The sequence below is a fragment of the Paenibacillus sp. EB106-06-01-XG199 genome, from assembly GCF_058791575.1.
Map to the genome: position 1 here is coordinate 809,269 of NZ_JBYTDQ010000001.1, position 21,898 is coordinate 831,166.

Genomic DNA, 21,898 nt, shown 5'->3' on the forward strand with positions numbered 1-21,898 from the left:
GGCAGTAAAGAAAACAGTAAAGAATCAGTTAAGATTTATGCTCAGACAGCTTAAAGCCAATTCCCCATACGGCCTCAATGTATTCATTCCCGCTGACTTCACGGAGTTTCCGGCGCATATTGCTGATATGAACCTTTAGAGAGCTTTCCATACAGTCAGGTGTATCCATACTGATTCGGTCAAGCAGAACTGATTTTGCTATCGCTTGCGTTGGGTTTAGCATCAGAAGTTTGATGATTGCAAATTCTGTTTTTGTCAAATGCACTGGATGGCCCTGTACGGTTAACGCATGAGAGGTCTTATTTAACGTTAAATCGCCAAAGGTCAGGACGGAGGCATGGTCACTTCGACTACGAAGCTGAACGGTAATTCGAGCCAGCAATTCTTTAATCTCAAAGGGCTTGGTTATATAGTCCGCGGCGCCGCCTAACAGAGAATTAACTCTATCATCAATCCCGGCCTTGGCACTGACTACAATTACCGGAATCCCTTTTAATTCAGGAAGCAATTCCTCACCGGATCGTCCAGGGAGCATCAAATCAAGCAACACCAAATCCGGTGTCCACTGCTGAAATAATAAGATTGCTTCTGTACCTGAGTAAGCCCGGACAACATCATATCCTTCACGGGTCAAAGTTTCTGCCAGAATATTTCCGATATGTTCATCATCTTCAATAATGGCGATTGTTTTCATAGAATCTGCTCCTTGTACAAGGGTGTGGATATCTTGTTTTTATTATGGTAGGCTATAACGACCTCTTCAATTCAATATAGCTACGTTCTCTTTTTTAAAAAACCCCCTTTAGATTATTACATCTAGAAGGGTAAAGCGATGTGTTTTTTCTCAACACGTATACCTTATATTAACGCTTGGAGAAATCTGTGTGCTGCCAGACGGCAATATCGAGCATCGCAGATCGTACGCTGTACGGCTTGATATGCCGATGGTGTTAGTGCCATCTATGTATACATATCCAGAGTTGACTAAAACGAGCAACGGGATTCATAACTGCCTTTGCGTGACGATGGAATTTCACGAAATTCTTGTCCTCTTATATTTTACACAGTAAATAAAGTTCTAGTTTTGGTTGTAACGGCCACCAACTCCCACTCAGATCAGCAGCTCTTAATAAGTTCTTTCACATCAGGATCATTACCTCCTACCTCTTAATTGGTTACCGAACAGTCCTCCATGGAAATAAATAAGGGGGCACAACATGGTGTTGTGCCCCCTCTTATTAGAGGAAAGAATTGGTTTATTGGTATTATACACTAATCGTCTAGAAAGTAAATATCTAGATAGTCATTCGTTTAAAACTTTTCAAAATCACTTTCAAGTCAATTCGATTGGTAGAACATATTCCGCGACCGCGATATGCCGAACCAGCATCAGCAGGTCCTTGTTCTTCGTCTCACTCTCCTCGAGCGCGTCCAAGATGCGTCCGTCTGCCCAGTACAGGTGATCCATCATGCACTTGATTGTCCTCATTTCAGTTTTCTCCTCTTCATCTCATCGATTACTTGAACCTACTGTTTGGTAACTGATTTTCAGTTTTGGAAAGTCGCTGAGGCCCGCTAAGAAATTTATATCATATTTACAACCTTGCTTTAATAAATTTAGTTGGAAAGTGTTTAGAAAATCATACCATATTTATAAAGGAGGATTATCCATGAACTTAAATGAAAATTCTTCAAATTCAGCAGAATGTGCACAGTCACAAACGATGAACGGCCACAGTCCTTTATTCGATCGTTTAAGTACAGATGGAAAACCTTACTGGGATTATCTTACAAGATATTCCCCTGTTATTTATCAAGATATTAATAAGGATTTTGCTGGTGGGATAGCGGATTTAATTGCGAAATTTAATGCAGACGGGAACTGGAACATGGCTGATCAATGGGAAACAATAGGAGTAGTCCCTCAAGTCCCATATGTATATGCTTCTGTTCAAGAAACGAAGACACATCTCTTTTTAGGCTATTATTTTTATCATGCACGTGATGATGGACCTGTTTCCGCCGAACAACACGAAAATGACTTAGAAGGAATGATGATGGCAGTTCGAAAAGATGGAAGCTATGGTGTTCCTGTGGCAATGGAAACAATTAGTCATTCTGATTTCCTACGGTATCGTTTAAAAGATCCTAATGTGCAGCCAGGATACGTTGGAATTGAAAGTACTTCAGTTCGTTACTCTGAAGTAACCCATCCAGAGGTGTTTATAAGTTCAAATGGACTTGGTGAGAACCATGGGCATGGTGTGAGTGCTTATACTAGTAACGAAGATGTTGGCGATGATGGGATTGTCTATAAATTTGGAGAGCCTTCATATTCTGGACAGCCTAATCAATTTTCACCAAAGTGGAAACACACTTATAATTATGGAATCCTGCCAATAGATGAATTATGGGAGAGGAAATTTCAATATAACAATACGCCTTTTCAATCGTTTGGTGTTTTTCCAAATACACACACAAGCAACAACCATGCAAATGCCCCTTGGAACTGGTCTGATAAAGACCAAGATGGAACACTAGGAATGGGAATCTTTTTCACCGATCCAGCTTATTTATTTGATATTGACTTTAATGGATTAGGGACATTCTCGCATGAATATGTATACAATCTCTATTGGACACATAAAGTAACCCTCAAGTCTGTCACCCCTAAAGTTTATAAGGACCCAAGCAATAATCTACCTGATATATATATTAGTATGGACACATATCCACTAAGTGGAAAGAGATATATAAGTGAAAGAGTGTGGATGAAAGCGGATGCGGCTTTAAATATACCGCACCCCGTCATTTTTGGTGGTGACCAAAAAACCGCAAATACTACTTTTTCAGAGCGTTCGAATACACTTCATATCGCAGTGTCTAATAGTAGTCCTCGGTTGTGGTTGGAAGTAAAGGATTATGATTCATCTTCAACAGATGCGGATGATTATATGGGATCTGTTGTAATTCCTTTAGATACAGGGAATATTGCAGGAAAAGCCGATTTATCAGAAGCTATAATTGATTATGAAGTAATAACAAACCCGAGTTTTCCATTAGCGCAACAAGGGGTCTATATTTACAAAGATTCTAACTTTTCAGGGACCTCTAAGCAATTGACAAGTAGTGTTACGAACTTTAAAGATATTGGTATGAATGATGCAGTGAGCTCTATTAAGATTGTTGGACCTTATGATGTTGTAGGTTACTCAGATGCGGACTTTAAAGGACGTTCTTCAACATTAGTAACAAATGATAATCTAAGTACTACCTATCTTAATAATGATGCCATGTCTTCAATTCGAATTACTCGAAGAACTATCTAGAATAAAACTCTTTGCTGAAGCGGCAAGTTTTTTTAAAAAAACGACCATCCTAACAAACGGATGGTCGTTTCCTTTATCCAAATCAAGAAAAATCACCGTCTCTTATATGATCCCAATTGTTGTTGTGAAAATTCAAGGTTTTTTATTGCCGTCACATATGTTGAAGCCCCCAATCTCGCATTTGTAATAACATGGGAGTGAGACTTTTCCCTTTATCCGTCAACGAGTATTCTACACGGGGGGGTACTTCAGCAAAAGTAACTCGATTGACCACACCATCCTCCTCCAATTCACGCAACTGCCGCGTCAATGTACGATGTGTTACTGAAGAAAGCTTTTTCTGTAGTTGATTAAACCGGATCATGTCATTATCTAAAAGATGATATAAAATCATAAGTTTCCATTTTCCGCCGATGATATTGACTGTGAATTCGACTGGACATGGACTGCAATTTCCCAATAGTTCTGTCTCCATATCTTGAATATGCCCATTGAATATGACACAGCATTGATCAAACTACACATCACCAATGCTGTTGAAGCCGCAAAGCAAGCAAACGTAAAATTGATCGTCGTCAATTCGAATGGCTTCTTGCCAGAACAGCCTACCGATACCAAAACATTGGATGTAAAGCGCGAAATGATTGAATACGTACAACAAAGCGGAATTCCGACCATCTTGGTAAAACCAACGCTTTACATGGAAAACTTCTTGATCCCAGGGCTTATCAATAATGGGATGCTGTTCTACCCTGTGCCAGCGGATATATCTATTCCTTGGATCAACTCCGATGACGCGGCGCAATATCATTATTATGCATTAAGTCATCCTGAGCTGGCAGGTCTAACGATACTGGCTCCAGGGCCTGAAGCATTGACTGGTGCAGAACTCGGGGATCGCTTTACACAAGCACTGGGCCAAAATGTCACATTCCAGTCTCTGAGCTACGATGATTTCGAAGCATCTCTCACGCCGGTGATGGGAGAAAAACAAGCATCTGGTGTTGCGAGCTTCTACCGTTGGATTGGAACGAATATTGATTCCCTGAACTATTATGATGTTAAAGATCGCGTGATTGTCCCTGATCTCCAATTGACCACGCTGAAGGATTGGTTGCAACAACCGCAGGTTAATAAAATGTTTCGTTCTTAAGAAGAACTGGTCGGTGGATTTAATAAATTAAAGAAACTGGCAGTATCAGTTGTAAAATTAAAGGCAGCCCTAGCGGGTTGCCTTTTCCATAAATTATCGGAACAGATTCTTGTCCTCCAATATTGACTTGTACGTTGAAGCTGATTCAGGTACCTCCACCTATAAATAGACTTCTAAACCAAATTCACGACTTTCATTGGCCGCTTCCAGGAAACGAATGTATCTGAAGCGTTTGTTCAGTATCTATATCAGATATTCCTGTTATGAACAGCTTCATAATTTTCTCCATCAAGCTGGCATAATACGGTTTCGGATGGCTGGATATGTCGATAAATTGTGTTTTCGTGTTCTTGTGCAGCAATGCTCCAAATCCGGACCGATAATGAGGTCGTGATCGCCACTTGTGATAGCGGAAACCTTTACACAACCTGTTCCTAACGTTCTAAATAGCATCTCAGCCGAATGAACTCCATACCAGAATAGCCCACGCTGAGTAGGTTGTATATCAAGCGGACCATAACAATCCATGCCGATAATGCTGCCGCCTTCTGCCTGGTATCCTTTTTCCTGTTGCGATCTAATGTAAATATTTCTCTGGAATAGGCCCAGCCCATTGTCCGCCGTTATCTTTCTGGCATTCAGCAAGCTCGTCCAAAATGAGATCCACTTTTAGTTTCCCCCGGATCTGACAGACTGGCGTCTCCCATGTGCATCATGTGGAATATCTCTACCATGATATCTTCCTGCCTCTACTTTATAGTTAAACAGGAGATTATCATTCGTTAGTTTCATTAAATACCGCCTGTTTGCTTCTTCCCCAGTTCTATCATCGCCTGCAGTCCCTTAATTGAGTTGGATTTATCTTCATTAGGATGAATCCATTAAAATTAGAAAGCGGCGATTCCTTCAATCCAATGATGAATACGAATATAAAATTGATCCATACTGATTATTAAAGCAAGCTTCACTTGTTTCTAAAAACTGTCATCTGCCCAAAAGGCGTTATAAATTTCATAAAAGAAATCAGTTGAAAGACATGATATTTAACATGGTTTGAGCATGCTCACAGTCACATCGGGAAAGACTTAACTGTGTTAAGTTATAGCTAATTACTCCAGAGGAGTTTTTATGATATCTACAACTTGTGAAAGAGGTGCGTAATTGAAACTTCCAACAATCCAATTCGGACATATTAAATCCAGAGTTCCTGTTATTCAAGGTGGAATGGGCGTAGGCATATCCTTAAGTGGACTAGCCGCTGCTGTAGCTAATGCAGGCGGGATCGGCACCATCTCTGGTACAGGGATCACTGCTGATGAGCTGAGAATGCATATTCGCAAAACAAGAGAACTCTCTAAAGGGATTGGCTATATCGGTGTGAATGTACTATTCGCAGTAAAGGATTTTGCCGAAAAAATGAAGGTTGCTTTGGAAGAAAAGGTTGACTTTATTATTTCCGGAGCCGGAATTTCTAGAGATATTTATGCTTGGGGTAAAGAATATGGTACTCCTGTTGTAACTATTGTTTCATCCGCCAAATTAGCCAGAATTTCCGAAAGACTTGGTGCCTCCGCAGTCGTTGTGGAAGGGTTCGAAGCAGGGGGCCATTTAGGTACAGACAGAGCCATGTTTGATATCCTTCCTGAAGTCTTAGAGGCTGTTTCGATTCCGGTTATTGCTGCGGGTGGGATTCTGACAGGGGATGATATCGCAAAAGCCCTTCGGATTGGCGCATCTGGTGTTCAAATGGGTACCCGTTTTGTGGCTAGCCATGAGTGTGATGCTCCCTTAGCCTTCAAGCAAAAGTATGTAGATGCTCAACAGGGAGATACTGTCCTCATCAAGTCTACAGTGGGTCTAGAAGGTAGAGCGATTCGGAATGAATTTACGGACCGGATCAGTGATAATGCCAAATTAAAGATAGTCAAATGTTATGATTGTCTAAAGGTTTGTTCACATCGCTTCTGTACAATGGAATCCCTGCTTACTTCCCTTAGAGGAGATGTTAAGAACGGTTTAGTTTTTGCTGGGTCCAGAGTCCATGAGATTAAAGAGATTTTGTCCGTACAGCAGATTATCGACAATTTAATGAATGAGTATCAAGGGGCGTTGAACCCGACAACTTAAGGTTGTTATAAGATATAAAAGCACGATTAACCACTTAAGCTTGGGATTTCCGAGCGTGAGTGGTTTTTTATTTCTTCAGTTATCGAATCTGTAAGTAATTTAATTGGCTCAGACATTGGGAAGCTTTGCGGAGATAAATGTATACAGCATAACCCCCTTTTCAGCAATCGTTCTAATTACGTATAAGCCATGAAAAAAAGGACAGCTGAACCAGATCGGTTCAACTGTCCAATGCTTTTCACAGGGGCGTAATGAACTACTCCGGCGAATGTCGCTTTTGTTACCTGGTTGAACGCAAATCTTAGTGCACGACTTAAATTACGCCCTCTCCTCCAATAGCTGTTGCAGTAAATACTACTGGTCCAACTATATTGATGAAGGTAGTGCCCGGAATCGAATTTTCAATACCCAATTGATAGTTTATAACGCCCAAAGGGGCACCATCAACCCACAGAACATTTATTTGCTTAATTTCAGGATTTGCTGTACCCACAAGTCGAATATGAGAGCGATATATTACTGTCCCAGCTCTGAGAATTACAACATTGAAATTATCAGGAGTTGCAATCTGGTCAATGTTAATACTTGCTTTTAACTCAACTCTATTTGAGAAAGATGCAGGATTTTCCGGAGGAATAACTACTGAGGTATCAAGTATTCCAACATTTTGCCCCGGTGGAATTGTTAATACAGCAGCTCCTAATGGATTTAACGCTTTGGAACCATAACTTATAATTGTTGCCATCTTTCATTTCCCCTTTCAAGTTTTATACGTTAATATACGTAGAACTGAAAAGATCGCTTGGACTACATTCCTGGTAGTTATACACATTTTTGAGTTTAGCATTTTGCATAATTCATTTTCGAAGAATGCCTTGCTGCCTGATTCATTCGGCACTGGGTGGGGGCAATTCATTAACAACTAGGATAGGAACTATGACAAAAAATACCACAATACGGGTGGCTAACTCGTAGTGTGGTATTGAACGACTGGTTACACAAAATAATTGACAGACCCTGATTCTCAGGTTCAGTTTAATCTTCGCGCGGGCATGAAAAGCTAAATTTGCTTGGCTTCATTATCTCCCGCTCGCTTAATGGGCGGTGTATGGTGCGCATGGCTAATGATCCTATAACCAGTTAATTCATAGAAGTGTCTTAGACTGTTGTTAATAAATCCTTTATCCCTTCTACAAATAAAACCCTTTCTTCAAGTTCTTTATTATCAAGCCCCTCCTGTCTCCAAAACTTCACCAATTTATTCGAATGTATGATATCCATTGCTTGGGATTTAATGTCGTCTCTTAAGTCGCCATGTTCAATACCTAACTTTGCTAAGATAAGGTACAAAATCCATTCAACATCTTGAAAATCGTCAGTTTGAATTTCGAATTCTACGATTGACCTTGAAGTTGCTTGATTAACAGTGAATCCCTCACTTAAATATTTTTCAAAGCCTTGTGTACCATATTTTATTACTTTATCGTATGACAACTTATTTACCATGGTAATCGCCTCCAAAACTATCTCTTTTTTAAATTACGGTTAAAGTAAATAACCAATTCTACATTAGGAAACATTTCTTTAAATTCCTGGATGATAGGTGTACAACTGGCACATGGTTCTCTATCAGTATAGAAATCAATTTTTCCAGTTACATCTTTATTCACAGCCCCTTTGCTGCCACCGAGTTGTTTTGCAACATCTTCGAGAATTTTATACTCGGTATCCCATTTCCTACTATAAGCCCCCTCTCTATCTACCTCATTCCACGGATTAACATCTTTAGGCTCGAATATTCGTTCTTCGATCTTTTCGGGTGGTAAAGGAGAGTAACCTTCTGACCATTTCTGATCTGCATCCTGAATTTGACTATGCGCTTTAAATTCTTTCTTTAATCCAGGAATCTCAACACGGGCTAGTCCATAGTTACCTAAATCTCTTATTTCTTCAGGCAACAAATCTCGAAGTTCTTGACTACGTCGATAGAGTTCTCCTCCAATTCCTGGTGTATTTTTCTTTACTTTATTAAGACTAAGTTCACCCGTCCCCTTGTTCAACTTCTCAAGAAGCACCTTTTCTTCTTGTAAATACTTATCGAAATTGGAGGCTTCACGAGCTTTTTTACTTTCTTCAATGTTTCTTAGTATTTTCTCTCTATCATAAGGTGGCGGATCAGTATTTTTTGTTTTCGTTACTTTACCCGTCTCCTCAACCGACCGCGACGAACCCTCCGCTTTTGGTTTTCCCACTGTCCTAGCGTCATCTGCCCCTGTAAGACTCTTGCTCTTTGCTAGGTCATCCACCCACCCGCCATCTTTAATCACCATTTTCTGGGGCAGGTTTGTTTTAAGTTTAGCAGCGGTGTCCGCTTCGTTCGTCAATGCCTTCAAAGCATCATCCAGCGCCGCAATATTCTTGCGGTTCGCTATTTTATCTGCAGCCTTATACAAGCCGTGCTTGAGCAGGCTGGTCAAGCTCACAAAGGCGATGCCAATCCCCAGTCCATCCAGCAGTGACTGGTCCATGCCGAGGAAGGTCGGATTCGTATAGGCGTTTCCGTTCTTGAGATCGTTCAGCTTCTCCACGTTGATCACGATCACACCTACGCTAAAGGCGATGTCTGCAGCCGCCAAGAGATATAACGATCCTCCGGCTGTCGGAATCGCCGAGATGATCGCCACCACACCGAATAAGAGGTTGAACTCCGCGACCAGCATTTGGGGGTCTAGGATTAATACCTGGAACGTATATCGAGATAAGTATACTGTTTTCTCCATTTTTTTGCTGAGATAATCCGGTTTCTGCGGCACGACATTCTGCAGCAGCCAGTCATCCAGCGCGGGTTCCAGGACAGGCTTCATCTGGTCCACCAGTTGACGGATTCCCGTTGCATCCAGCAGTCCCTCCATAACTCCCGGCTGCTTGTTTTGCTGAGGTGCGCTTACGGCCAGTTCTGGCAGCGCTGGTATCATCGCCTCGATCTCCGCTCGCGATTTACCTTCCTTTCTGCCTTGCTCTATGATCCTCTCCGCACTTTGATTCCAGGCATGAACCGCTGTACGGTTCCGGTCCTCCACCTCATAGAGCTGCTGGTTCTTCTCCAGCTCCGCTTGTTTTTCTTCCTCGCCCTGCTTCTCCGGCTCGCTGGCGGGCGGCTGGCCATACCTCTTCTTATAGGCGCTCTGCTGTTCTTCCGCCGCCTTCCCGCTCATCCAGCTTCGTGCCGCTTCCTGGGTACCCGGATTGCCGCTCGCATCAGCCGCCACTTTGGAGCGGATATCGGCTCTTTGTCCTTCTGTTAATTGCGTGGCCGCACCTAATTTAAGGCTTAAATCTATTTCTTGCATCATGATTTCACCTTTGGCCAGCTCGTCAATATACAGCTCCTTCAGCTCGGCATCCGTCAGCAGCTCCATGTAATCCACTTCGACTTTCTGGAAGTCGATCTTGCTGCTATGGATGCCCACCCGCTTCTCGCTGACGACCATATAATGGGCGGCGTTCGTTTGCAGCGTAATCTGCTGCGTTGCCCGCATCCGGATGGATTCCAGTATACTCTTTCCGTCCCCGCTTCCCAGCTCCATCCGATTGCTCGCTACCAGCAATAGATCCTCGCTGGCATTAACGGTGATGTTCCCGCCATCCAAATGCAGGCTGACCGTCCCTTTCTGGAACAGGACGCCGTCGTCTCCCAGCTGCATCCTCGCTTCGCCCGGCATCTCGAACACCTTCGTCGTCGGCTTCTGGAACACTGTCCGGCTCTTCATCTCCTCGCTCCCGCCGCGAACCGAGTTAATCGCTATCGCCTTCTTCTCTACCCCGCTTGGAAAATACACCTTGATCCGCGCACCTTCCTCCGGCAGACAGTGAAAGATATTGTTCCCTTCCCCAGAGTACGGAAACCACCAGTTCCCTTGTGTGTCATGCCCGGCATCGATGTCAAGGTGCACCTTCACCATATTGTTTGCCCGTTTCACGACCCGGCCTTCAAGGGATACCCCTTGAATCGCCTCATTGCGCCGCGACTTCCTTCGCAATGTCTGGCGTTTCACCAGCACATATTCATACTGTAGCAGCCCGGATTCATAGCTGATCACCGATTCGGAGACGACCCACATCTGATTCTTAAAAAGAACATCGTCTCCGACCTGGCAATATTGACCGCTGACCACCCGGTAACGGACAAAATCCCCCTCATGGAGCTGATCCGCTTCCGTTCCTTCCGCATGCGCCTTCAGCTCTTCATAGGCGGCCCGGTCCTTTATGACCGTATAATGCTTGGACTTCAACTCCTCTCCCCAGGACAGGTCCGGCACGCCGAAATAGACGCGCGGTGCATCCAGTGTGACATCCGGCAAGATCACTGTCCCCACCCGGGAAGCCAGCCGTTTCATAAACTGCCAGTCAGTTTCACCGTATTGAACCATTAAGGTGCCCAGGGCGTCCTGCTTGCCCGTCGCCATATTGTGCGCATCCCCTCCGGGATAGTCCGCAGCAAGCCCCGCGATGGCTTCCGAATAAGTCAGATGCTTATTCTGGTACGACCGGTTCTTCGGCTCCATATCCATCGCATAGCTGCGTGAGAGCGCCTCGATTTGCACATGCGGAATCCCGTCTTCCATTTGGATATCTACATTCGTAATGCCGCCGGCGAACCAGCTCTCCACCCGCGGCTTGGCCGGTTTGCGGAAGACAAGGCTGTCCTCGAAGCTGCTTCTCAGCAAGCAGGCTTCCGCTTCTTCTTCCGTCATGACCGCCGTAAACGTGCACCGCGCATGTGTATTAAATTTCCGTTCAATCCGGAAACTGCGGATCGCTTTTAGCTCATAAGGCCACTGCAGCTCGTAGCCATCCCCGTGATACTCTGCTCCCATGCCCTCACCATCACCTCTCTTCTTTATCTCGCGGAGAACTCAGGCGGCGCCGGGTCCATTCCATTCGTGAGCAACCGGATCTGACCTCCATACTGGCAAAATAAGCAGGACTTGCTGGTCAGCGCCTGTACCCCTTGAATATAAACATTCGGACTGCCGTTGGTCCACTCTGTCTGAGCGCCTGCTAAGCGCTCCAGCAATGTGGTCAGCGCAGATACTGCACCTGACAGCTTGAATTGCGGTTCAGGGGATGGGCCTCCAGCAGAAGAAGGTCCCAGCACCGTTGGCATCAGCTTGGGCGCACAAGGATAAATAAACTGGCCTACGGTGGGTTCCTCCGGATCGGGGTCGACCATATACGAAGGATCTGTAAAACCCAAGGTTTTCTCAGCCGCCTTCAGCGGATTCATATCACTCCGGCAATAGCCGAACGAATAGAAGTTTCCATCGAGCGCCTGTCCCATTCGGTCAAAGGGAATAGTGCCCTGAATCGTTCCCGGCTCCGAGGTGGATAGCACACAATCCTTCACCGTCAACATCGGCCTGCCATTGATGTACACACCGTTCGGGTCCTGCTTGTTCAGCACTTCCTCATGTGTGCCTCGCGTGCAATGCATATACGCCCCCGCCGTCACATACGTGTCCTCGCTTCGCCACGGGGATTCCAGGAGCTTGTTAAGCGTGCTTTTCGTCAACAAGGTATCCATAATTCCCATTTCAAGTTTCTCCTCTCGTCAACCGGATCGGTCTGACACTTAAGCCATACAGACTTTTTCTAAGCAAGCTCTCAGCGATGTCCACACGTGCAACCAGCACACGACTCCGGTAATATGGAATTTGAAAAATTGCCGTTTCCTTTAATGCTTCTGTGTCTGCCCAAAGGGTGTGAATCCGTCCGTTTTCCGTCTCTGTGCGGTCAGGTGCAAGACAAGGAATTTCCGGAAAGTCCATCCATGCATAATAAAATTGCCCCTGCTGTTCCAGGTCCATTACGACCACACTTTTATAAGGAATGTCCGGTAACTGCTTAGATACAGTTGCCCGCAGCTCCTCGCTGACCAGTAATATCGGATGTTCGATCAGACTGCAGGCAGAGAGGAGATTACCCGGCTTGGTATAGACGATTTCCTGCGGCCCGGCATACTCATACCCTTTCAGCATACGTTCCGGGAATGCCAGATTCACTCCATTTGCCGGCAAGCGCCGGTCATGCTCCAGCACGAAGTATTTCATGCTACTCATGCAGCGTTTCCCCCACCCAGATCATCGTGCCACGCTGTTCCTTGGTCAGTGTTACCGAAGCAGCATCCCGCTCCAGCATCCGGCTTCCCGTCAAGTCTGCGCCTGTGAAATTCGTCCCTTCCAGCTGTGCACCTGTGAAATCTCCGGCAATTCTCGCGCCCTGAAAGCTGGCAAACGTCAGATTGGCCTGTTGAAACAACACGCCATTCAAGCCGAATACCAAGCCATGTGCTTCTGCCGCCATGTCCCGAATTCCCAGCACATGGTCGAACCTTGCAGAAGTCAGGTCACAATCGCGAAAGTCCGTATCCACCAGAAGACTCTCGCGAAAATCGGCCTGATCGCACACACAGCGCTCGAAGCGGGTACCGAGCATTCGGCTGCCCCCGAAATGACTTCCGGTCAGCGTCACCTCTTCAAACCTTGCATAACTCAGATCAACGCCTTCGTAATAGCCACGGGACAAGTTGACCTTGGCAATATGTTCATAGATGTATTCCTGATCTGACTTATTTTCCAGCCACCCTTTGCAAGTAATGGAGGAACGTTGCCTTTCATTGACGCGGTACACAGATTCACTGACCTCAGGGTCCCGAAATTGACCGACACGCACTTCAAATGCACTGTCTTTCTCCAGGTTTTGGAAAGAAACAAGCTGCCGGATGGTATCCATGGCATAACGAACAGCATGTACCATATAGATGTGGAACGGATACAGCTGCCGGGCCTTCCAGACTTCGAACGAATGGCGGTGAATACGGTTTAAATAACGTCTGCGTTTCTCCTCACATGCTTGATCCCAAGCGTCCGCGAATCCGTAGATCCAGCCTGCATCATAATGAAAAGGTGTCAGCTGCACCTTGCTTTCCGTGTCCCTGTCGCTGGCCTCCAGCATATAGACGGGCTTCCCTTCGTTCAGGCTCGTCCGGAGCAGGGAGAGATGAAGATAGGCGCATTTCATTAATTTCCCCTCTTGCTGCTGGAGTTGTGCCTTCTCGCAGAACTGGTCAAACAGCGGGACGAGTTGGGTGGTGATCTGTTTTTTATGCTGAACGTAATAGGTATGTAAGGATTTAATCAGCTCATTTCGCTGAGGCAGGACATCTTCTTCTATAAAATGGTTCCATATCTCCAGGTCGTGCATCCCGTGCGCTCCTCTCTTCGGTGTGTTCTATTGATTCATCAGCACTTCGATGCCTTTAATCACGACCTGCCCCTGATCCATCGTAAAGCCGCCGTTTCCGTCCTTGGTGGACATTTCAATCTGGTTGGCAACCATCATAATGGATTCCGAGACCATTTCAATTTGCTTGCTGGCCTGCAATGTAATCTTATTCTCACAATTCAGAATAATCGTGCCCGCACTCGTTAAAGTAAGCGTTGCGCCCCCGGTCGCACCGGTAATGATGATTTTATCTTCCTCGAACGTGATCTTCTGGCCGGTTGGCGTCAACAAGAACTTCGTGTTCGGATTGGCCATTAAATCTTCCTTTAGATCCTTGTCGTAATGAATAACAGGCTGCAGCTGTTCTTGCTGGACTACGGTCGTCGTCACATTTTGGCTGTGTCTGCCTGCAGCAGCGGATGTACTGCCCGGCTTGGATGCGGGAGCCATTGCTTCTTCCGGCACCTTCTTCCGCACAGAACTGAGTGCAATGCCTTCTGCTTCCTTCGCATTGGGGAAATAGATCCGGACAGCGTCGCCTTTTTCCGGCATACAGTACCATCCCGTCTGATCGTCCGAGGCATACATCGTGGAATACGGAAAAGGGCTAGCGATCGCGAGGCTCCAGTCCTGATCGTAATCGAGCTGCACCTTGACCTCATCCCGGACCACTTCCATGACTTTTCCTGAGAGGGAAGAGCCTATCAGCTTGGAATTATACTTCATGCGCCGGTAAGCTGCCCGTTTCAGACAGAGGGTGTAGTGATGTGTAAGCAGACCCTGCTTCATTTCGGTCCGTACCTCGAACACGTGAAGCTGCTGGCCTTTGAAGGTGACCTGATCTCCAAGTTCAAGCACCTGATTGTTCAGCATCACTTCATAACAAATATAATCCCGTTCACTAAGCCCGCTCTCTCCGTTTCCCGCCTCTTTTTTGAAGGCTAATATATCCTTGTACATCCGGTAATGGGTAGCTTCTATCCTGCCTGCGTCCCGATGATCTGGAATGCCCAAATACACGCGAACGCTGTCTTCCGTGGATACAGGAACCAGCACCGTGTGATAACGGGAGGCCAGACGCTTCAGAAACTGCCAGTCTGTCTCCTGATATTGCAGGGTATACGCATCCAGTCTTTTATCTTCCACAAACGTATTAAAGCTTTGCCCATTGGGGTAGTACCCGCTGATCTTATGCATTAAATCGGGAATGAGCATAGAATTGTTCTGGTAGGAACGCGTCTGCGGTTTGAGATCCATTGCGTGGGTATGAGAGATGGCTTCCGCTTCCAGCCAGTAGGCTTCCTTATCGACCTTGACACGGAGTTTGAGGATCGTGCCATGAAACAATCGCTTGCTATTTCCTTTCTCGTCGGTATACAGAAGCTCTACCGGGGTATTCTCATCCGCCATCCGTACATAATGCTCTTCCCTATCTTCCGAGATCATGCCCGTAAACGTCAATTTGGCGTGGTCATTGATTTTCTTGACCAACGTCACATGATGCAGTCTCATCTCAAAAGGAAGTATATGCAAATGTTCATAGCTAACGGCTGACATTGCCATTGTGTCATCTCCTTCATGCAATTCCTTTAATTCCCTATATATCGTCTTTTTCCCATGTAATTTTAATATATCACCCTTAAATACTAAATTAAGTATGTAAAAGGATTTTTTATCAGACATTACTGGGCTGTAGAAGGCGGCACCAACCGGAATTACAACTCCGGAAACAACAGTCTGACCCTTGGAATTCAGATTCGATACTATAACATGGCACGGTAGGACGGCTGACTGCCTTCCTCTTCCAGCCTCCTATTTATTTGTTGCAAAATGAACCGCGTGTCATTAAAATAATAATGACACGCGGTTCATTTTGGATACTTAGAAAGGTGGCGGGTAAATGTCTCCCCGATTGACGGATCACCGGAAAGAACAGCGAAGCCGGCAGATATTGGATGCTGCTAAATGCGTATTTAGTAGAAAAGGCTACGGCGCGGTCTCGCTGAAGGATATTATCGAGGAAGCTGGCATGAGCCGGGGCTGGATTTACCTCTATTATCAAACGAAGGAGGAAATTTTTGAAGCCTTGCTGGATCGTCAGGATCTTGAGTATGAACAGTATCTTGAATACTTGAAGGCTGCTTCATCATCCATTTGGCAGGTCATTATCACACTCTATACCCAGCAGCTTCATGATTTGGAGCAAATGGAGGGCGGCGGAATGATGCCTGCTTTTTACGAGTATTTTCTAGTCGGCTGGCGTGATTCTTCACGCAGAGAGCTGCTTGAAAGACGGTACGAAAGAGGCATCGAACGTTTTGCAGATTTGCTTCGGACGGGGGTAAGCCGCGGTGAATTTACTCCAGTCATGGATCTTAGTGAGATATCCAGGGTGGTCTCATCCTTTCAGGAAGGTATCGTTACACATTCCATCACGGTTGGCACCAGGCAAGCGGATACCGGTATGCAATTCAATGCACTACTTCACTATCTGTACAGTCTGCTTCAACCGTCAGCCGGCCAAGCAATGGATTTCTTTGGTTTAAGGGAGGAGATTCAATGAAGTCACTTTTTCGCAATCCTGTGTTCTGCAAGCTGTTTATTGCGGCTTTTGCTTCCCAACTGGGTACGGTGGTCGGTAACATGGCTTTTGCCTATTATCTGGTAGACCGCTTCAGCGAGCGCCCCTCCCTGGCAACGACCGCGGAGTTGATGTATTCCTTGCCTACACTGGCAGTATTCTGGATCGTTGGTGTTGTGGCCGACCGGTTCGACCGAAAGCATATCGCCGCATACAGCGATTGGATCCGTGCCGGATTGACCTTGCTGCTGCTGGTATTCGTGCATTATGATTTAATCGTGCTATGCTTTCTGGTCCTGTTTCTGCGCAGCTCGATATCCAAATTTTTTGGTCCGGCTGAGATGGGGCTGCTGCAGGGAAGCATCGGTCATGACCAGTATGTTCAGGCATCGGGGTTAAACCAGATCGTTATGGGAATGTTCATGTTATTCGGGATGAGCCTGGGAGCGACTGCTTATCATTTTGTTGGAATTGAAGGCGCTATCATCGTCGACGGTGCCAGTTTTCTAATCTCGGGTCTGCTGCTGGCCTGGGGGGATTTTCCCGAGAATGCCCGGATGCCTAACGGCAAGAACCGCATTCGGGAGCTTCGCTTTTCGCACCTCATTACAGATTTCTGGCAGGGTCTTCGTTATATCACCGGAAATCGGCTGCTGCTCGTACTTATCAGCGGATTTTTGTTCTTCGGGATCGTAAATGGTGTGTTTGCTGTGCTTCCGATTTTTGCAATGAAATATAAGCTGAGTCCCGATAATTATGTCGTCTATTCCTCCATGATTACCGTTTTTCTTGGCATCGGCTTCCTGCTGGGCAGCATTCTCGGTCCTCGTCTCATTGCCCGCTTCACCCGGACTCCGGTGCTTATAACGGGGTTATTCGTAGCCAGCCTGCTTATTGGGGGGCTGGGTTTTGCCGGTCAGGTCGAGGTATACTTAGTCATTATTCTGCTCGCGGGTATTGCAATTGCGCCAATCAATATCGTTCTTGGCAGCTGGATGCCCGAATTGGTTCCTGCCCGTAATATGGGCAGGGTTAATGCTTTGATTGATCCGGTCATAATGCTGGGCCACTCCATGGCACTGGGCATTGTCGCCCTGGCCTTTCCCGCCTGGATTTCGGTGACTTGGCTGCACTATATACTCGGGCTATGTACAGTAGCCGTCAGCTTCTTCTACCTTTTTTCACTTCCCTCCCTTGTCCGTAAGCTTGAGGTACAATCGGCCGCAGAACGCGAGGCATCGCATAGTGAACCGGCTTGAGCCGATTACATAACAGATCAGGCGAGCGGCTATACATGCACTGCCCGGCATAAGCATCCGCCAAATAAAAAGCACATAGCCGCGGCCCTGTGCTTTTATTACTCATTTCTATCCGTAAACTATTGAAGATGAAAATAATATTTATCGTGATTTTGAAGATGTAAGGTGAGCAGTAGAGTTATGAATAGCCAGGAGGAATTTGAAATCCCTCTGTCAATGACTCGCATATTTCGGCAAAGTCAATGGTGATATGATCCTTGAAATGCCCACTGATGATCTGGATTCCACAAGGTAATTCATCGTTAGAGCGGTTCAGCGGCAAAATTGTGGCAGGCAGTCCAAAGACAGTCGCGAGGATATTCCAGATTAAATGCTCGTTATAACCAGTTGCTCGTCCATTCACTTTCAGAATCCTTCTAGTTACCGCCTGCTGCATGTGGGGAATTGCCAATACCGGACTGATGGGCAGCAGCAGAACATCATATTCCTGAAGTAAGGAAGTGATCACACGGTTATATTCCTGACGCAGACGGTCCGTTTCCGCTTGTTCTCCCTCACTCTGATTCATTGCCCGGTAATAGTCCTCTAGCCCTTCAGGAAAAGCCTTCGTCACCAAACGGGATGCCCGCAAGCCAAGGGAGGCCAGACTTGCAGTCAGGCGCTGCCTTGAATTGAACGAGGTGCCGACAAGCCGTCCAGACAGCTGCATAGCCAGGTCGAACAGCTTGTCCATCTGGATCTCAGGAGGCATTCCGTGGTGAACCTCCACCCCCTCCATCCTTGATAAACCTGCGGTAAAATCAGCATATCTGCGTTTAATATGTTCATCTATTTCATGCTCCGGAGTTTCAAACCAGGTCAGGACTTTAATCTTCGCTTGCTCCTTTAATGTGTTAGTGCGGAAATCAGGAGGGACAGGCACATCTACCCAGGGATCATACAGCACATCCATCATCAGCCGCAGATCCTTGGCGCTTCGGGCCAGCGGGCCAGCCGCCGACAAATCAGGCTCGCTTGGATCACCGGGAGGATTTCCGGGAACATGTCCTCTAAGCGACAGCATTCCAAGACTGCAGCGATGGGCATATACACCGGTATAATGCGCAGGAATCCGCAGGCAGCCGATCAGATCGCTGCCGAATTCCACAGGCGTGCAATCAGACGCCAAAGCGGCCGCACTGCCGCCAGATGAACCCCCTGGTGTCAAGTTTGTGTTCCAAGGGTTGTTGGTCGTGCCGTATAGATCATTATAGGTCTGCCAGTCTGCAGTCATCACCGGCACGTTGGTTTTCCCCATAACGATCGCTCCGGCCTGAATCAATCGTTGCACCGTGGCCGCATGTTCTGTAGCAATATTATGTTTTAAATGCGGGGCACCAGAGGTTGTAAGCATCCCGCTGACATTAAATGACTCCTTGACCGTAAGCGGCAGGCCATGCAGTGGCCCGTACCTCCGGCCTTCTTTTCTGTCCCGGTCGGCCTGATCCGCCTGGGCGTAGGCAATTTCCCGCTGCTGCTGCACTACGGCATTTAGCCCTTCATTCACAAGGTCCATCCGGCCATAATAGTAATCCAGCAGTTGCCTGGAATTCACCTCACCCTGTTCAAGCAGCCGGATCACATCGGAAGCGGTAAGATAAGCTAAATTCAAGTTTCTTCCTCCCTGTATCCTTACTATTTGGAGCTGTCGAGCAGTTTCGCGAACTTGCCCGGACTCATAATCTCGTGAGTGCTAAACGTACCATTAAGAAACAGACTGAAGGTTGTCCAGACCGAAGGGGCGGCCTGGGCTTCCTCCCGGGTAGTCAGGAGATGAGCCGTAAACGGGATACCCCTCTCCTTCGCCACTGACCGCAAATCCTCCAACACACCAACGGCAAAAGGACATTGTGCTGTGTAATAAATACAAATCCCGTCGCCCGAGGCTGGCGCAGACTTCACGGAATGTGCAAAAGACGGGTACTCCCCCTCATCGTTCCATTTGAGTACCGCCAACTCGAAATAAGGATCTGCTTCATCGGTGATTTGAAATCCCATATGCTCAAAAAAACGTTTATCGCTCAAATAAGGCATTTTCTTCTTGCTGACAATATGCACAATGCCATCCATGCCCAAGGCTTGGGCATCTGCCTTGCACTTATCCAGAAGCTGTTTGGAATGACCATTGTCCTTGTGTCTTCCAGATACCCACAGGCAGTTAATGTACATATAGTTAGGGGCATTAAGCGGGATCCAAGCCTTCTCGGCAGGCATATATTCAATAAAAACCTTCGCCCGGTCATTCAGCCGGTAAAAAACCAGCCCTTCCTCCATCCTTTCGCTCAGCCATTGCTTTTTGTCCCGGACTGCCTGCTCATATTGCTTCGCGCCCAGGGCGCAGCAGATATGTTCTTGTTCGATGTTTTCTTTGGTAATTTGCAAGTAGGTCATTGTGTCACTACCTCACTATTCTTTTTGAAATATCCGGGATAGCCAAACGGCTGTTTAGGACTATCCCGGAACAATTTGCGCCTAGAACCCGTGCTGGATCGAAAAGAAAGCTCCCTGCGGGTCTTGCAAAGTGGAACATGTCCCGCCACCCGGCACAGGCATTGGGGAGATCACCACAGAAGCTCCTAAGGCTACCGCTTGCTGAGCGACCTTCTCGCATCCGGAAACCTTGAAATATAATCCCCAGCCGCTGCTCATGTTCGCCATATCCTGGGGAATTGCCTTCATGCCGGCTACGTAGTCTGCTCCAACTTTGAACTGGAGATAACGGCCTGACGGAGTAGGTACTTCTTCCATTGACCATCCCAGTAGTTCCGTATAAAAATGAGCGGCGGCGTTCAGATCAGTTGTATACAGCTCATGCCAGTCGATAGAGTACGGCTCGTGCTGAACGCCCGATCCCAGATGCTCTGCCGCTTCCCATAAGGCCACCATCGCTCCGGTAGGATCACGGAATGCACACATAGTGCCCTTGTCCCCTATGCGTCTTGGGGCAATGAGCATTTCCGCTCCCAGTGACTGGGCACGTGCAGCCGAGAACTCCACGTCCTGAACAGCAATGTAGCAGCCCCAGAAAGAGGCCAGCTTGGGATCACCTAAGGAATACATGGCAGCCACATCTTGTTCGTCCGATTGGAATACCGTGTAGCTTCGCCCATCTTCCATAGTTGTCGTTTGTGTGCTCCAAGGAAATAATGCGGTATAAAATGCAGCGGATGCTGCCGGATCACCACTGCCCAGCTCGGCCCAGCAAAACGTACCTTCGTTATAATGCTTCATAGGTCTTTGAACCGGAGCTGAATTTCGGTAACCTGTTTACGGTAATCCTTCAGATCCTCATTCACATATACTTCCCGTGACGGTGATGTAAGCTGGACTCCTGTATTTTTAGCATATAAGTCCATTTGCGCCCAGACGTCACCCAGCGTATCCGGCGTTCCCTGGTGAACCACCGACAGGAAATAACCGCCTTCCAGCGTTTTGGTAACTATCGGAATCTTCTGGCCCTTGTATTCTATAGACTCGCCCTCCACAGCTTTGCTGACCGGAATGCAAATCTCTGTGTCATGTCCTAGTTCATAATTCTGCTCATAATACAAACTCATGCCTTGACCATTGATTACATCCTTCACTTTGCTGTCAAGCAGGGTAAAGACCTTGGTAATTTCCTCGTATTGGCCGCGGTAACGGATGCTTGCAACCTGAATTGGGAAAACGTACTTTTTAACAACGGTGAATTCCGGCTTCAGATCCACTGCGGTTTTCGCCGGATTCCAGGCTGTTACAAGCCCAATCGCCTCCAGCGCCTCCAGTGGAACGAGGATGGCGGACTGGTGCTGTCTAGGGGCTGCATGAAGAGTAATGGTCTGCTCATTGACCTTCATTTGCTTGCTGCCGATAACCAGTATTGCCGTTCGGGCAAATGTTGACAGGGTAAGCTTCTTTTCTTTGGCAGCCCATTGCAAATCTGCACCCAGTTCTTCGGAGACAGGCCGGATCGGTACAAGCCAGGTCTTGCCCTCCTGAACCGGTGAGGCCCCTGTAAAGGTTATCGGTGTTCCATTCCACGAGATCTTGACCGCTGGAGCGGCTGCCGATAAGGCAGTGTCACTCGGACAGGCCAGCAGCGCAATAAATAATAGCAGCATAAATTTCTTCATGTTCTGTTCCCTCC

At 46.7% G+C, this 21,898-nt stretch carries 19 protein-coding genes; 5 read left to right on the forward strand and 14 right to left on the reverse strand.

What is annotated here, in order from left to right:
• Nucleotides 1–28: 28 nt before the first annotated feature.
• Nucleotides 29–694 carry a response regulator transcription factor gene (locus tag AC3WT9_RS03965; RefSeq protein ID WP_341378742.1) on the reverse strand — a complete coding sequence of 222 codons (666 nt, stop codon included), beginning with the start codon at nt 692–694 and terminating at the stop codon, nt 29–31.
• A 639-nt stretch (nt 695–1,333) separates the two neighbouring features.
• Nucleotides 1,334–1,489, reverse strand: a complete 156-nt coding sequence (locus tag AC3WT9_RS03970; protein ID WP_341378740.1) for a hypothetical protein — start codon at nt 1,487–1,489, stop codon at nt 1,334–1,336.
• Nucleotides 1,490–1,670: 181 nt separating this feature from the next.
• On the opposite strand from AC3WT9_RS03970, the gene AC3WT9_RS03975 reads away from it, so the two are divergent.
• The gene (locus AC3WT9_RS03975; RefSeq protein ID WP_492407340.1) at nt 1,671–3,329 is read left to right on the forward strand and encodes a beta/gamma crystallin-related protein; all 1,659 of its coding nucleotides are present in this window, start codon (nt 1,671–1,673) and stop codon (nt 3,327–3,329) included.
• Nucleotides 3,330–3,480: 151 nt separating this feature from the next.
• Here the strand turns inward: AC3WT9_RS03975 and AC3WT9_RS03980 are convergent, their stop codons facing one another.
• Entirely contained in the window at nt 3,481–3,804 is a 324-nt protein-coding gene (locus tag AC3WT9_RS03980) for a winged helix-turn-helix transcriptional regulator (RefSeq protein WP_342479878.1), read from the reverse strand.
• Between the two features lie 33 nt (nt 3,805–3,837).
• Between AC3WT9_RS03980 and AC3WT9_RS03985 the strand changes: the two genes are divergently transcribed.
• Nucleotides 3,838–4,482 carry an NmrA family NAD(P)-binding protein gene (locus tag AC3WT9_RS03985; protein ID WP_492407341.1) on the forward strand — a complete coding sequence of 215 codons (645 nt, stop codon included), beginning with the start codon at nt 3,838–3,840 and terminating at the stop codon, nt 4,480–4,482.
• Between the two features lie 1,161 nt (nt 4,483–5,643).
• Complete coding sequence (locus AC3WT9_RS03990; protein ID WP_342479876.1) at nt 5,644–6,609, forward strand: NAD(P)H-dependent flavin oxidoreductase; 966 nt, start codon at nt 5,644–5,646, stop codon at nt 6,607–6,609.
• 313 nt (nt 6,610–6,922) lie between these two features.
• On the opposite strand, the gene AC3WT9_RS03995 is transcribed toward AC3WT9_RS03990, so the two are convergent.
• The 7 genes from AC3WT9_RS03995 to AC3WT9_RS04025 form a co-directional block, all read right to left on the reverse strand.
• Nucleotides 6,923–7,354, reverse strand: a complete 432-nt coding sequence (locus AC3WT9_RS03995; protein ID WP_341093432.1) for a hypothetical protein — start codon at nt 7,352–7,354, stop codon at nt 6,923–6,925.
• A 413-nt stretch (nt 7,355–7,767) separates the two neighbouring features.
• Nucleotides 7,768–8,115, reverse strand: coding sequence for a hypothetical protein (locus AC3WT9_RS04000; protein WP_341378739.1), 348 nt, complete (start codon nt 8,113–8,115; stop codon nt 7,768–7,770).
• Nucleotides 8,116–8,132: 17 nt separating this feature from the next.
• Nucleotides 8,133–11,486 carry a deaminase domain-containing protein gene (locus AC3WT9_RS04005; protein WP_341378738.1) on the reverse strand — a complete coding sequence of 1,118 codons (3,354 nt, stop codon included), beginning with the start codon at nt 11,484–11,486 and terminating at the stop codon, nt 8,133–8,135.
• 23 nt (nt 11,487–11,509) lie between these two features.
• Nucleotides 11,510–12,202: a DUF4280 domain-containing protein gene (locus tag AC3WT9_RS04010; protein ID WP_341378737.1), complete on the reverse strand. Its 693-nt coding sequence runs from the start codon at nt 12,200–12,202 to the stop codon at nt 11,510–11,512.
• A gap of 1 nt (nt 12,203) precedes the next feature.
• The gene (locus AC3WT9_RS04015) at nt 12,204–12,728 is read right to left on the reverse strand and encodes a hypothetical protein (protein ID WP_341378736.1); all 525 of its coding nucleotides are present in this window, start codon (nt 12,726–12,728) and stop codon (nt 12,204–12,206) included.
• Complete coding sequence (locus AC3WT9_RS04020) at nt 12,721–13,872, reverse strand: pentapeptide repeat-containing protein (RefSeq protein WP_341378735.1); 1,152 nt, start codon at nt 13,870–13,872, stop codon at nt 12,721–12,723. The genes AC3WT9_RS04015 and AC3WT9_RS04020 overlap by 8 nt, the downstream gene beginning before the upstream one ends.
• A 27-nt stretch (nt 13,873–13,899) precedes the next feature.
• A complete protein-coding gene (locus AC3WT9_RS04025; RefSeq protein ID WP_341378734.1) occupies nt 13,900–15,456 on the reverse strand; it encodes a contractile injection system protein, VgrG/Pvc8 family in 1,557 nt (518 codons plus the stop codon).
• Nucleotides 15,457–15,793: 337 nt separating this feature from the next.
• On the opposite strand from AC3WT9_RS04025, the gene AC3WT9_RS04030 reads away from it, so the two are divergent.
• Together AC3WT9_RS04030 and AC3WT9_RS04035 are read left to right on the forward strand one after the other, a co-directional pair.
• On the forward strand, nt 15,794–16,456 hold the full coding sequence (locus AC3WT9_RS04030; protein ID WP_341378733.1) for a TetR/AcrR family transcriptional regulator: 663 nt from the start codon (nt 15,794–15,796) through the stop codon (nt 16,454–16,456).
• The gene (locus AC3WT9_RS04035) at nt 16,453–17,733 is read left to right on the forward strand and encodes an MFS transporter (RefSeq protein WP_492407342.1); all 1,281 of its coding nucleotides are present in this window, start codon (nt 16,453–16,455) and stop codon (nt 17,731–17,733) included. Before AC3WT9_RS04030 ends, AC3WT9_RS04035 begins: the two co-directional genes overlap by 4 nt.
• 178 nt (nt 17,734–17,911) lie before the next feature.
• On the opposite strand, the gene AC3WT9_RS04040 is transcribed toward AC3WT9_RS04035, so the two are convergent.
• The 4 genes from AC3WT9_RS04040 to AC3WT9_RS04055 form a co-directional block, all read right to left on the reverse strand.
• Nucleotides 17,912–19,384 (reverse strand): amidase family protein, encoded by a 1,473-nt coding sequence (locus tag AC3WT9_RS04040; RefSeq protein WP_492407343.1) that lies wholly within the window; start codon nt 19,382–19,384, stop codon nt 17,912–17,914.
• 23 nt (nt 19,385–19,407) lie between these two features.
• On the reverse strand, nt 19,408–20,163 hold the full coding sequence (locus tag AC3WT9_RS04045; protein ID WP_341093396.1) for a GNAT family N-acetyltransferase: 756 nt from the start codon (nt 20,161–20,163) through the stop codon (nt 19,408–19,410).
• Nucleotides 20,164–20,244: 81 nt separating this feature from the next.
• Entirely contained in the window at nt 20,245–21,003 is a 759-nt protein-coding gene (locus AC3WT9_RS04050) for a VOC family protein (protein WP_341093394.1), read from the reverse strand.
• Nucleotides 21,000–21,884, reverse strand: a complete 885-nt coding sequence (locus AC3WT9_RS04055; RefSeq protein ID WP_492407344.1) for a stalk domain-containing protein — start codon at nt 21,882–21,884, stop codon at nt 21,000–21,002. The genes AC3WT9_RS04050 and AC3WT9_RS04055 overlap by 4 nt, the downstream gene beginning before the upstream one ends.
• Between the last annotated feature and the right edge of the window lie 14 nt (nt 21,885–21,898).

Bases quoted from the DNA above. Each gene is read 5' to 3' on its own strand.
- AC3WT9_RS03965 (WP_341378742.1), bottom strand. From the start codon at position 694: ATGAAAACAATCGCCATTATTGAAGATGATGAACATATCGGAAATATT.
- AC3WT9_RS03970 (WP_341378740.1), bottom strand. From the start codon at position 1,489: ATGAGGACAATCAAGTGCATGATGGATCACCTGTACTGGGCAGACGGA.
- AC3WT9_RS03975 (WP_492407340.1), top strand. From the start codon at position 1,671: ATGAACTTAAATGAAAATTCTTCAAATTCAGCAGAATGTGCACAGTCA.
- AC3WT9_RS03980 (WP_342479878.1), bottom strand. From the start codon at position 3,804: ATGGAGACAGAACTATTGGGAAATTGCAGTCCATGTCCAGTCGAATTC.
- AC3WT9_RS03995 (WP_341093432.1), bottom strand. From the start codon at position 7,354: ATGGCAACAATTATAAGTTATGGTTCCAAAGCGTTAAATCCATTAGGA.
- AC3WT9_RS04000 (WP_341378739.1), bottom strand. From the start codon at position 8,115: ATGGTAAATAAGTTGTCATACGATAAAGTAATAAAATATGGTACACAA.
- AC3WT9_RS04005 (WP_341378738.1), bottom strand. From the start codon at position 11,486: ATGGGAGCAGAGTATCACGGGGATGGCTACGAGCTGCAGTGGCCTTAT.
- AC3WT9_RS04010 (WP_341378737.1), bottom strand. From the start codon at position 12,202: ATGGGAATTATGGATACCTTGTTGACGAAAAGCACGCTTAACAAGCTC.
- AC3WT9_RS04015 (WP_341378736.1), bottom strand. From the start codon at position 12,728: ATGAGTAGCATGAAATACTTCGTGCTGGAGCATGACCGGCGCTTGCCG.
- AC3WT9_RS04020 (WP_341378735.1), bottom strand. From the start codon at position 13,872: ATGCACGACCTGGAGATATGGAACCATTTTATAGAAGAAGATGTCCTG.
- AC3WT9_RS04025 (WP_341378734.1), bottom strand. From the start codon at position 15,456: ATGGCAATGTCAGCCGTTAGCTATGAACATTTGCATATACTTCCTTTT.
- AC3WT9_RS04030 (WP_341378733.1), top strand. From the start codon at position 15,794: ATGTCTCCCCGATTGACGGATCACCGGAAAGAACAGCGAAGCCGGCAG.
- AC3WT9_RS04035 (WP_492407342.1), top strand. From the start codon at position 16,453: ATGAAGTCACTTTTTCGCAATCCTGTGTTCTGCAAGCTGTTTATTGCG.
- AC3WT9_RS04045 (WP_341093396.1), bottom strand. From the start codon at position 20,163: ATGACCTACTTGCAAATTACCAAAGAAAACATCGAACAAGAACATATC.
- AC3WT9_RS04050 (WP_341093394.1), bottom strand. From the start codon at position 21,003: ATGAAGCATTATAACGAAGGTACGTTTTGCTGGGCCGAGCTGGGCAGT.
- AC3WT9_RS04055 (WP_492407344.1), bottom strand. From the start codon at position 21,884: ATGAAGAAATTTATGCTGCTATTATTTATTGCGCTGCTGGCCTGTCCG.